The sequence below is a fragment of the Tianweitania sp. genome (assembly GCF_032053605.1).
In the GTDB taxonomy this organism is placed as follows: domain Bacteria; phylum Pseudomonadota; class Alphaproteobacteria; order Rhizobiales; family Rhizobiaceae; genus Tianweitania.
Map to the genome: position 1 here is coordinate 1 of NZ_DAMBUH010000108.1, position 10,805 is coordinate 10,805.

Genomic DNA, 10,805 nt, shown 5'->3' on the forward strand with positions numbered 1-10,805 from the left:
CCCCAGATGGTTGCCTATGATGGCGGCCACAAGCCGGGCACCATCGTCATCGATACGCAATCCAAGTTCCTGTATCTCGTGGAATCCGATGGTCAGGCGCGTCGCTATGGCGTTGGTGTCGGCAAGGAAGATTTCGGCTGGACAGGTAGCGAAACCATCTCCAACAAGCGGGAATGGCCGACCTGGACGCCGCCGGCCGAAATGCGGGCGCGTGAAAAAGCAAAGGGCAAGATCCTGCCCGTGACCATGGAAGGCGGGCCAGCCAATCCACTCGGCGCGCGCGCGCTGTATCTCGGCTCCACGCTTTATCGCATCCACGGCACCAATGCGCCCTGGACCGTCGGCACCAATGTGTCGTCCGGCTGCATCCGCATGCGTAACGAAGATGTCACCGACCTCTATGAGCGCGTGAGGATCGGCACCAAGGTCGTCGTGATATGAGTTTCGGCGGGGGAAAGAGCTGGTTCCGCTAGTTTAGACGCAATTGCCGGACGCAAAACCGCTCCGCACTTTTGCTTGAATTGCTCTAGACAGCTTGCCGGTTCGAAACTGCCACGGGTCGTTCCTCCAGTCCGACCCGGCTGCGCGCGCGAGGTGGGGACTTCGTGACGCGAAAAAAGGGCGACGCGCCGCAAATCGCGTCGCCCTTTTTCTTGCGTGCCGCTAGGCTCCCGCTTGCCGGTAATCAGATGACCGGCCCTTCCTCCAAGGAGCGCGTGATGACCGACGATCCCCGCTATCTCAAGGGCGCGCCTGTCGCCGCACGCATTCTGGCCGAAGTTCGCGAACAGGCGTTGGCGGCAGCGGAAGACGGCTGGAAGCCGAAGCTCGTGTCCATCACCGTCGGCGATGTGGAAGCCGTCGATGTTTATGTCCGCAACCAACGTCGCAAGGCGCAGGCTGCCGGCATCGACTTCGAAGAGCGCAACTTTCCCGCAACCGTCAGTTCTGCCGAACTGGAAGCCTCCATCCACGGCATGAATGCCGATCCGCGTGTCACCGGCATCATCATGCAGAGGCCCCTGCCCGCCACCATTCCCGTGCGGAGCATGCAGCGGGCCATTCATCCTCTCAAGGATGTGGAGGGCATGCATCCGGCTTCCATCGGCAACATCGTTTACAACGAACTCGACCTCGCGCCCTGTACGGCAGCCGCTTCGGTCGAACTGCTGAAGGCAACCGGCCTTGATCTGAAAGGGCTGGAGGTCGTCGTGGTCGGCCACTCGGAAATCGTCGGCAAGCCGATCGCCTTTTTGCTGCTCAGCGAAGGCGCCACCGTCACCGTCTGCCACCACATGACGCGCTCGCTGGCCGCTCATGCTCGTCGCGCGGACGCGTTGTTCGTGGCCGTCGGCAAGCCTCGCCTGATCCGTGCCGACATGGTGAAACCAGGGGCTGCCGTCATCGATATCGGCATCAACACCGAGCGCGCGCCTGATGGGACGCAGCGCGTGGTGGGCGATGTGGACACAGAAAGCGTCAAGGAAGTCGCGTCCTGGATCACCCCCGTGCCGGGCGGCGTCGGGCCGGTTACCGTCTCGATTCTCCTGCGCAACACGATGGTGGCGCTGAAGCGGCAGCGCGACCTTTATGAAGCGAGCTACGGCGCGCGCTAGCTTCAAAGTCTACGAAGGACCAAATTGACCATAGTTCCTGCCGGGCTTACACCGCGATGGTGCCGCGAGAGGGAGCAAGGACATGGCCACGCCGCTGACAATCGCCGAACTGAAGGACGTTGCGCGCCGGCGGGTGCCGAAGATGTTCTTCGATTATGCCGATTCCGGCGCGTGGACCGAAGGCACCTACAAGGCGAACGAGGCTGATTTCGCGGCAATCAAGCTGCGCCAGCGCGTGCTGGTGGACATGACCAACCGCTCGCTCGAAAGCACGATGATCGGCGAGAAGGTGTCGATGCCGGTGGCTCTTTCACCGACCGGCCTGACCGGCATGCAGCATGCCGATGGCGAGATCCTTGCGGCGCAGGCGGCAGAGGCGGCTGGCGTTCCGTTTACGCTGTCCACCATGAGCGTATGCTCGATCGAGGATGTCGCGGCCCATACGACCAAGCCGTTCTGGTTCCAGCTCTACGTGATGAAGGACCGTGAGTTCGTCAAAAGCCTGATCAATCGCGCCCGCGCCGCCGGCTGTTCCGCACTGGTGTTGACGCTGGATCTGCAGATTCTTGGACAGCGGCACAAGGACATCCGCAACGGCTTGTCGACGCCGCCAAAGTTTATCCCGAAGCATATCTGGCAGGTCGCGACGCGGCCTAAATGGGCCTTTGAGATGCTCGGCACCAAGCGTCGCAGCTTCGGCAACATCGTCGGCCATGCGAAAGGCGTCGGCGATCTGTCTTCGCTGTCGTCGTGGACGGCCGAGCAGTTCGACCCGCGACTGTCGTGGGATGATGTCGCCTGGATCAAGGAACAGTGGGGCGGCAAGCTGATCCTGAAGGGCATCATGGATGCGGATGACGCGGTGAAGGCTGCGGAAACCGGCGCCGAAGCGATCATCGTGTCCAATCATGGCGGGCGGCAGCTGGACGGCGCGGCGTCATCCATTTCCGTCTTGCCGGAGATCGTGAAAGCGGTTGGCGACCGTATCGAAGTGCATGTCGATGGCGGCATCCGGTCCGGCCAGGATGTGCTCAAGGCTCTGTGTCTTGGCGCGCAGGGCACCTATATCGGCCGCCCCTTCCTGTATGGACTCGGCGCTTATGGAAAGCGCGGCGTGACCATGGCGCTCGACATCATCCGCAATGAGCTCGACGTCACCATGGCGCTGTGCGGCAAGCGCGACATTCGAGACGTGGGCCCGGAACTCCTTCACCATCGCCTGCCCGTGGTGGCGACCGAGCCGGCAAGGCCGAGCCAATGATGCCGAGCGGCGGCGTTCATCTCGACGATGCGCGTGCGCCTTCGGGCATGCGCATCTATGCCATCGGCGACGTGCATGGCTGCGCCGATCTGCTCGAGGCAATCTATTCCAAGATCGATCGCGAGATCGAACAGGACCAGCCACAGGACTGGCGGATCATCCATATCGGCGATTATGGCGACCGAGGCCCGGACACGAAGCGCGCGCTGGACCTGATCATTGCGCGCAGCAGCGATCGGCGTGTTCTGTCGCTGATCGGCAATCATGATGAAGCCTGGCTGAACTTCCTCGCCGATCCGCACCCGGTCGGCCTGTTCGTGACACATGGCGGCGACACGACGGCGCAATCCTACGGTGTCCAGGTGAACTTTGGCGACGTGCAGGGCCGCAGCCGAGCGCGCGACGCTTTGCTGGCAGCCATGCCGCAGGCTCATCTCGATTTTCTAAGAGGCTTGCCGCGCTCTTTCAGCTTCGGCGATTATTACTTCTGCCATGCGGGCATCCGGCCCGGCGTGGCGCTCGGGATCCAGGATCGCGAAGACCTGATCTGGATCCGGAGAGAATTTCTGACCTATGCGGGATTGCATCCCAAGGTCATCGTGCACGGGCATACGCCAAGTGCCGAACCGGAGATGCTGCCGAACCGCATCAACATCGATACGGGTGCGGTGAAAACCGGGGTGATGAGTGCGGTGGTTCTCGAGGGAGCCACCAAGCGAATCATCGATGTCAGGCAGCAGACTGCCTGACGATCACCTAAGAAGATGACTAGTGCGAGGCGCTGACGCCGTAGCCGTCGACCACCTGCATGTGAACCGAAGCGTCGGCCGTGTAGATGCCGGCGCCCCACAGAGCGATGCCGGAAATCATGATCATGGAGAGGAAGAAGGCGCGCACAGGTTTCATCTCTAGTTTCGATCCGTAAGGCTTGGCATGGACCAGTTACCAACCGGTTCACTGGTTCAACGTCGATCCTGGAAACGGGTTTCATCCCGTTCCGCATTCGCTCGTTGTGATGTAAATTTGCACCACCGGGCTTTCTCCGCCCGGGTTCGCGCAGCCTCTTAAAGGGAAGCGTGATCGCCCGGAAGCGCATGAAGAGCACAGTCCACACACTTCCGTCCGCCGTGCCAAAAATGCCACGGATGGCGTTGCGGAAGGTGTTTTTAGATCAAAGCGGCCCAGGCACGGGCGATCTTTAGCCCGTTGGCATCGGCATCGGCGCCGCGGGTCGCCTGCTCGGCAGCAAAGCGCTCCGGCCAGCCCGGTTCGCAGCCCGCGAGGTAGCCGGCGTTGGTCTCGTTCCAATGGGCGATCAGCTTGCGGTCGGCTTCGAAGTGGAACTGGATGCCGTAAGCGGCACGCCCGATCCTGAAGGCCTGATTATGTGTGGCGTCGTTGCCGGCCAGCCTCGTGGCGCCGCGCGGCAGCACAAAGGTGTCATCGTGCCACTGGAAGGTGGTGAAGGTCGGATCGAGACCGCCCAGCATCGGATCAGCCTCGCCATCTTCCGTTAGCGCAACCTCCTTCCAGCCGAACTCGTGGGTCACGCCGATCAGGTTCTCCGCGCCATAGGCACGCGCCAGAAGCTGGCTGCCGAGGCACACACCAAGCACGGCCCGATCCGACTCGGCATAATCCCGCATGCGCTGGATGAGCTTCGGGAAGTAGGGTGAACCTTCGTCGGCCAGCGCGTTCTGAATCCCACCTAGAACCACCAACGCATTGAACTCCGCATCCGGCAAAGCCTCGCCTTCAAAGGCTTTGCAGATGGTGATCTCCGCGCCGCGCTCGATCAGCGCCGTTTCTATCTGGCCGAGCGTGGTGTCGGCATTGTTCTGGATCACGAGTACGCGCATGAACGGCCTTCCTTCGTCGGGAATCCGCTACCATGCCGCGCGTCGGCCCGGAAGCCGCGCTTGACGTGTTGCGCTCATGCGCTCATGTCCGGGCGATGCGTGCGAACTACAAAATGCAACGGCTCTTCGTGCCCGACGCCCTCACCACCGGCGCCCGCCTGGTGCTGGAAGCGCAGCAAAGCCATTACCTCCTTCATGTCCTGCGTTACGAGCCTGGCGCGGAACTCCTCGTGTTCAACGGCCGCGATGGCGAATGGCTGGCGCGGCTCGGCGAGGGCAAGAAGAAGGCTGCGTCGCTCGACGTCGTCGAGCAGACCAGACCGCAGGAACCGCAGCCCGACCTCCTTTACTGCTTTGCGCCCATCAAGGTCGGCCGGCTCGATTATCTCGTGCAGAAAGCCGTCGAGATGGGCGCCGGCACGTTGCAGCCGGTTCTCACCCAGCACACCCAGATGACGCGGCTCAGCGTTGACCGGCTGCAAGCCAATGCAATCGAGGCAACCGAGCAATGCGGCATCCTCGCGCTCCCTGAAGTGCGTGAGCCCTTGAAGTTCGAGCGTCTGCTGGAAGGCTGGGACAAAGATCGCCGGCTGATCTTCTGCGACGAAGATGCGGTCGGCAACAATCCCATGTCCAGCCTCAAGGCTGTCGACGAACGCAAGCTCGCGCTGCTGGTTGGACCGGAAGGCGGCTTCTCGGATGCGGAACGGCGACAGCTGCGCTCCCTGCCCTTCGTAACGGCTATTCCGCTGGGTCCACGCATCCTGCGCGCAGATACCGCAGCCGTTGCAGCCCTTGCCGTCATTCAGGCGACGGTGGGAGATTGGTAAGAACCCGTTGACAAGATGGTCAAGATTATTCGCTTGCCCGGCGGCTGCATAATCTGCAAGCAGACGCCTTGAATTAAGGCCAGGGTACAAAAATGGCGCGTGATACAACCGACTCCCGGCCGATCGAAGGCATGGACGAACTGGTGGACTACCTCGCAGCCGGCAACAAGCCGCGCGAGCAATGGCGCATCGGCACCGAGCACGAAAAATTCCCCTTCTATGTCGATGGGCACGCTCCCGTGCCTTATGGCGGCGATCGCGGCATCCGCGCTTTGCTGGAAGGCATGCAGGGCATGCTGGGCTGGGACCCGATCATCGACGAAGGCAACATCATCGGCCTGGTCGAGCCGACCGGCCAGGGCGCGATTTCGCTCGAGCCCGGCGGTCAGTTCGAACTGTCTGGCGCGCCGGTCGAAACGGTCCACCAGACCTGCCGCGAGGGCAATGCCCATCTGGCGCAGGTGCGCGAGATCGCCGAGCCGCTCGGCATCCGCTTCCTGGGTCTCGGCGGCAGCCCGAAATGGACGCTGGCGGAAACGCCGCGCATGCCGAAGTCGCGCTATGACATCATGACCAACTATATGCCCAAGGTTGGCACTAAGGGCCTGGACATGATGTATCGCTCGTGCACGATCCAGGTGAATCTCGACTTCTCTTCCGAAGCCGATATGCGCCGCAAGATGCAGGTTTCGCTAAAGCTACAGCCGCTTTCCACGGCGCTGTTTGCCAGTTCGCCGTTCACCGACGGCCGCCCGAACGGCTTCCAGAGCTGGCGCGGCGATATCTGGCGCGACACGGACAATCAGCGCTCGGGCGTTTTGCCCTTCTGCTTCTCGCCTGAGTTCGGCTTTGCGGATTACGTCGAATGGGCGCTCGACGTGCCGATGTATTTCGCCATCCGCGAAGGTCGCTACCACGACCTGACCCATGTCACCTTCCGCCAGTTCATGGACGGGGCGCTGCGCAATGAGTTGCCGGATGGCCTGCCCAACATGGGCGATTGGGCAAACCACTTGTCCACGCTCTTCCCCGATGTTCGCCTGAAGCGCTTCCTGGAAATGCGTGGTGCCGATGGCGGCCCATGGCGTCGCATCTGCGCCCTGCCCGCCTTCTGGGTCGGCCTGCTTTATGACGACGAAGCGTTGGATGCCGCCGAAGCGCTGACACGCCACTGGACCTATGAGGACGTGGTCGCAATGCGCGAGGCCGTGCCTGAGCAAGGCCTGTCCGCCCTACTCGACAATCGCAGCCTGCGCGACATCGCTCGTGAAGTGCTCGCCATTTCCCGTCGCGGCCTCGCCAACCGGGCGCGCCTCAACAAGGATGGCTACGACGAAACATCCTTCCTCAGCCCGCTTGACGAAGTGGTCGCGCGTGGCACCACCAGCGCGGAAGACATGGTGAATGCGTTCCACATGCGGTGGGGCGGGTCGATCGAGCCGATCTTCCAGGAATATGCCTACTGATCAGCCTTCGTCTCGGGCCAAGGAGAGCGTGCGGTGCAGGTGCTGAAGTACCGGCTGGCCGGCCTCCTTTTTCTGTCGGTCGGCCTCGGTCTGGGTTGGGCAGGCCTATGGCGCCCGCTTGAAGCTGCCTATGCCGGAGCCGCAAGGGTCGACTGGGATTATCATGCGATTGCGCTGGCACCCTTGACCACGGTCTTCGGGCTATACCTTGCCCTCACCGGCGACCGCGATCCCTACCGCGATGTTGAAAAAGGCACGCTGACCTCGCTGGGCAAGGTGCTGCTGACCGTCATGGCCCTGTCGACTTTTGCCACTTTCATCGCGTTCAAGATGACGTTGGTATCGTTGGGATACGACTGAGGCTCATCCTTCCCCGGGCGCAGCCCTTTAAGCCCAAGCGATCCGGCCTAGGTTCATACCTAACCGGAGGAAACGCTCATGATGCCTTTGTTCGACATGCTCAACAACGCCGATAACGGCAAGGCCATGGAGTTGATGGCGCGCCAATACGGCCTCACTCAGCAACAGGTTCAACTCGCAACCGAAGCGCTGCTGCCCGCCTTCAGCCAGGGCCTCAAGCGTAATGCCAGCGACCCCTACGGTGTCGGCGGCTTCATCCAGGCGATGGCATCGGGCAATCATGCCCGCTACTTCGACAATCCCAATCAGGCACTTGGGCCTGATGGCATGGCCGATGGCAACGGCATTCTCGGCCACCTGTTCGGCTCGAAGGAGCTCAGCCGTGCCGTCGCCGCGCATGCCGCGCAGTCCACTGGCATTGCGCAATCAATCCTGCAGCAGATGCTGCCGGCGCTCGCCAGCATGATCATGGGCGGCCTGTTCAAGCAGTCCACCGGTCAGATGCCGGGCCAGTCCGGCGGCAACGTCATCGGCGACATTATCGAGCAGATGATGCGTGGCGGCCTTGGGGGCGGTATGGGCGGCGGCACATCCTCAGGTGCCGGCACAAATTCGGGCCCGGGCTTCGATCCGTTCAACAACCCCTTCGGCAAGGCCATGAAGGACATGATGACCGGTGGCGGACAAACGAGCCAGAACGCACCGCAGGCCCAGCCAAACAACAACCCGTTTGGCGGAACGCCTTGGGGCAAGATCCTGGAAGGCATGATGGGCGGCGGCGGCATGGGCAGCCAGGCGCAGCCCGAACCGCAGCCTGAGCCAACCAATCCCAGCGGCCGGCCGCGCAACCCTTATGACGATCTGTTCGGCGACATGTTTGAGACCGGCCGCAAGACGCGCGACGACTACCAGAAGGGCACCGAAGCGATCTTTGACAAGTTCCTGAAGGGGATGGAACAGCGCGGCTCTTAAGCCCGTGAAGAGCCTGATGCGTACAACGCGTCAGGCTCACGATGCGTATGCGGGCGGAAGAAACACTCCCTGCCCGCTTGATCCCTAGGAAACGCGGCGCGCCGCCGCTTCGCCGGACTGCCGCGCATCCACGATCGCGGTCAGGCGCGTGATAGGGTCGTTGAACCCGGTTCCGGCCTCCATGACATCATAGCGACGCAAGCCGATGTCGGTCAGCTGTTTGTCCGTCATATCGGTCAGGCGTGCAAAGGCACTTCGATTTCGCAGAAAACGCGTCACAGCCACCGTACGACCAGTCATACGCGCCCATATGGCCGGGCGGGATGCGGCGGGCAGCGTTGTGGCGGACTGGTCGAGCGTCGACATTGCAGGTCTCCTTCAAAGAAGTAACAGGTTTGATCCTGCCCATGCCCCGCAGCACTAGGCTGCACATGTTACAGGGCAGTGACCGTTCGCATGGAACACGCAAAGGAATGGATCGCGCCGATTGATAAATCCAACGAATGTTTCTAATGACTGCCATCAACGCTGCTGATGAAGTTTCAGGAGGCTTTCGCATGGCTATCCCGCTCGATCTCGACCAGTTGCAGACCTTCGTCGCCATCGCCGACACCGGCAGCTTCACCCGTGCCGCAAACGAGGTGCATCGCACCCAATCAGCCGTATCCATGCAGATGCGGCGGCTGGAAGAGCGCATCGGCAAGGCGCTGTTCGAAAAGGATGGGCGCACCAACCGGCTGACTGAAGACGGCGAGAAGCTGCTTGCCTACGCCCGGCGCATGATCCGACTGAACCGCGAAACCATGGCGGCCTTCGACGACACCAGTCTCGAAGGTCAGATTCGCATTGGCACGCCCGACGATTACGCCGACCGCTTCCTGCCGGAGATCATGGCCCGCTTTGCCCGCTCCAATCCACGTGTGGAAATGTCGGTCGTTTGCGAGCCCACCGCCAATCTCGTGGAACTGCTCAAGCGGGGACAAATCGACATCGCTTTAGTGACGCACAGCGCCGGAACCGGTCAGTCCGAGATCGTGCGCCGCGAGCCGCTGTTGTGGGTCAGCTCCGCGAACCATCCGATCCACGAAGAAACCATTCTGCCGCTCGCAGTTGGCCGCCCGACCTGCATGTGGCGGCGTGCGGCCTGTGATGCGCTGGATGCAAGCGGGCGCGATTATCGCATTCTGTTCACCAGCTGGTCAGCCACCGTCGTGATCGCCGCCGTTCTGTCCGGCCTCGCCGTCTCCGTTCTGCCGGAATGCGCCTTGCGGCCGGGCATGCGCGTGCTCGGCGAAGCCGACGGCTTTGCACCCCTGCCCGACATCCGCATCGGCATCATGCGCGGCCACACACCCGCCGGCCCGTCCGTCATCGTGGAAGCCTTGGCGCGCCATATCAGCGAAAGCCTGGACAACATCTCGCTGCCCATGGTCGAGGATGCAGCAAGCTTCGACTTCACAGGCTTGAGCAAGCGAACGAAGCCGCGCTCGGGTCATCTGGTGACGAACTGGTAGAATCGTCTGCCCGACGATATGTCTTTATCCATGCCCGACCTGCTTTCCCCCGCTCCGCTCACCAACGCCACGGAATATTCCGTCTCGGAGATCTCCGGCGCGCTCAAGCGCACGGTGGAGGATCAGTTCGGCCATGTGCGCGTGCGGGGAGAAATTTCCGGCTATCGCGGGCCGCATTCCTCTGGCCATGCCTATTTCGCGCTGAAGGACGACCGCGCCAAGCTGGAGGCGGTGGTCTGGAAGGCAACGATGGCGAAGCTGCGCTTCCGACCCGAAGAGGGCATGGAAGTCGTCGCCACCGGCAAGCTGACGACCTATCCCGGCTCGTCGAAATACCAGATCGTGATCGACAATCTGGAGCCGGCGGGTGCCGGTGCGCTGATGGCGCTGTTGGAAGAGCGCAAGAAGCGGCTGGCGGCCGAAGGCCTGTTCGACCAAGCGCACAAGCAGGACCTGCCTTTCATGCCTCGTGTGATCGGCGTGGTGACCTCGCCGACGGGCGCCGTGATCCGCGATATTCTTCACCGCATTGCCGACCGCTTCCCGCTGCACGTGATCGTGTGGCCGGTGCGGGTCCAGGGCGAGACGTCTGGCTCGGAAGTCTGCGCTGCAATCAACGGCTTCAACCAGTTGCCGGCCGACGGGCCGATCCCCCGGCCGGATGTCATCATCGTGGCGCGCGGTGGCGGCAGCCTTGAGGACCTTTGGGGCTTCAACGATGAATCCTGCGCCCGCGCCGTTTCGCATTCGCAGATCCCGCTGATTGCAGCCGTCGGCCATGAAACGGACTGGACGCTGATCGACCTCGTGGCCGATCGCCGCGCTCCGACACCCACCGGCGCGGCCGAGATGGCTGTGCCCGTGAAGGCCGAGCTCGAAGCGCGCATCGCCTCGCTTGGCGCGCGGCTCAGGGGCTGCATGTCGCGT

At 62.4% G+C, this 10,805-nt stretch carries 13 protein-coding genes; 10 read left to right on the top strand and 3 right to left on the bottom strand.

Annotated elements, in window-relative coordinates:
* From RTX98_RS17380 to RTX98_RS17395, 4 genes are all read left to right on the top strand, one after another.
* On the top strand, positions 1-441 hold a 441-nt coding region (locus RTX98_RS17380; RefSeq protein ID WP_312798068.1), incomplete at its 5' end, for a L,D-transpeptidase.
* Between the two features lie 278 nt (positions 442-719).
* On the top strand, positions 720-1,616 hold the full coding sequence (locus RTX98_RS17385) for a bifunctional 5,10-methylenetetrahydrofolate dehydrogenase/5,10-methenyltetrahydrofolate cyclohydrolase (RefSeq protein ID WP_312798069.1): 897 nt from the start codon (positions 720-722) through the stop codon (positions 1,614-1,616).
* Positions 1,617-1,698: 82 nt separating this feature from the next.
* On the top strand, positions 1,699-2,877 hold the full coding sequence (locus RTX98_RS17390) for an alpha-hydroxy acid oxidase (protein ID WP_312798070.1): 1,179 nt from the start codon (positions 1,699-1,701) through the stop codon (positions 2,875-2,877).
* The gene (locus RTX98_RS17395; RefSeq protein ID WP_312798071.1) at positions 2,874-3,626 is read left to right on the top strand and encodes a metallophosphoesterase; all 753 of its coding nucleotides are present in this window, start codon (positions 2,874-2,876) and stop codon (positions 3,624-3,626) included. Before RTX98_RS17390 ends, RTX98_RS17395 begins: the two co-directional genes overlap by 4 nt.
* A gap of 19 nt (positions 3,627-3,645) precedes the next feature.
* Here the strand turns inward: RTX98_RS17395 and RTX98_RS17400 are convergent, their stop codons facing one another.
* Together RTX98_RS17400 and RTX98_RS17405 are read right to left on the bottom strand one after the other, a co-directional pair.
* Positions 3,646-3,783: a hypothetical protein gene (locus tag RTX98_RS17400; RefSeq protein WP_189503392.1), complete on the bottom strand. Its 138-nt coding sequence runs from the start codon at positions 3,781-3,783 to the stop codon at positions 3,646-3,648.
* Between the two features lie 260 nt (positions 3,784-4,043).
* The gene (locus RTX98_RS17405; RefSeq protein ID WP_312798072.1) at positions 4,044-4,736 is read right to left on the bottom strand and encodes a type 1 glutamine amidotransferase; all 693 of its coding nucleotides are present in this window, start codon (positions 4,734-4,736) and stop codon (positions 4,044-4,046) included.
* 95 nt (positions 4,737-4,831) lie between these two features.
* Here RTX98_RS17405 and RTX98_RS17410 point away from each other — a divergent pair, with 95 nt between their 5' ends.
* The 4 genes from RTX98_RS17410 (at position 4,832) to RTX98_RS17425 (ending at position 8,364) form a co-directional block, all read left to right on the top strand.
* On the top strand, positions 4,832-5,566 hold the full coding sequence (locus tag RTX98_RS17410; RefSeq protein ID WP_312798079.1) for a 16S rRNA (uracil(1498)-N(3))-methyltransferase: 735 nt from the start codon (positions 4,832-4,834) through the stop codon (positions 5,564-5,566).
* Positions 5,567-5,658: 92 nt separating this feature from the next.
* Positions 5,659-7,032, top strand: coding sequence for a glutamate--cysteine ligase (locus RTX98_RS17415; RefSeq protein WP_312798073.1), 1,374 nt, complete (start codon positions 5,659-5,661; stop codon positions 7,030-7,032).
* Between the two features lie 33 nt (positions 7,033-7,065).
* Positions 7,066-7,392, top strand: a complete 327-nt coding sequence (locus RTX98_RS17420; RefSeq protein ID WP_312798074.1) for a hypothetical protein — start codon at positions 7,066-7,068, stop codon at positions 7,390-7,392.
* 78 nt (positions 7,393-7,470) lie between these two features.
* Entirely contained in the window at positions 7,471-8,364 is an 894-nt protein-coding gene (locus tag RTX98_RS17425) for a DUF937 domain-containing protein (protein WP_312798075.1), read from the top strand.
* Positions 8,365-8,448: 84 nt separating this feature from the next.
* On the opposite strand, the gene RTX98_RS17430 is transcribed toward RTX98_RS17425, so the two are convergent.
* Entirely contained in the window at positions 8,449-8,730 is a 282-nt protein-coding gene (locus tag RTX98_RS17430; RefSeq protein WP_312798076.1) for a DUF1127 domain-containing protein, read from the bottom strand.
* A gap of 191 nt (positions 8,731-8,921) precedes the next feature.
* Between RTX98_RS17430 and RTX98_RS17435 the strand changes: the two genes are divergently transcribed.
* Both RTX98_RS17435 and xseA read left to right on the top strand, forming a co-directional pair.
* Positions 8,922-9,878 (top strand): LysR substrate-binding domain-containing protein, encoded by a 957-nt coding sequence (locus tag RTX98_RS17435; protein WP_312798077.1) that lies wholly within the window; start codon positions 8,922-8,924, stop codon positions 9,876-9,878.
* Positions 9,879-9,908: 30 nt separating this feature from the next.
* A partial coding sequence (xseA, locus tag RTX98_RS17440; protein WP_312798078.1) for an exodeoxyribonuclease VII large subunit occupies positions 9,909-10,805 on the top strand: 897 nt, incomplete at its 3' end.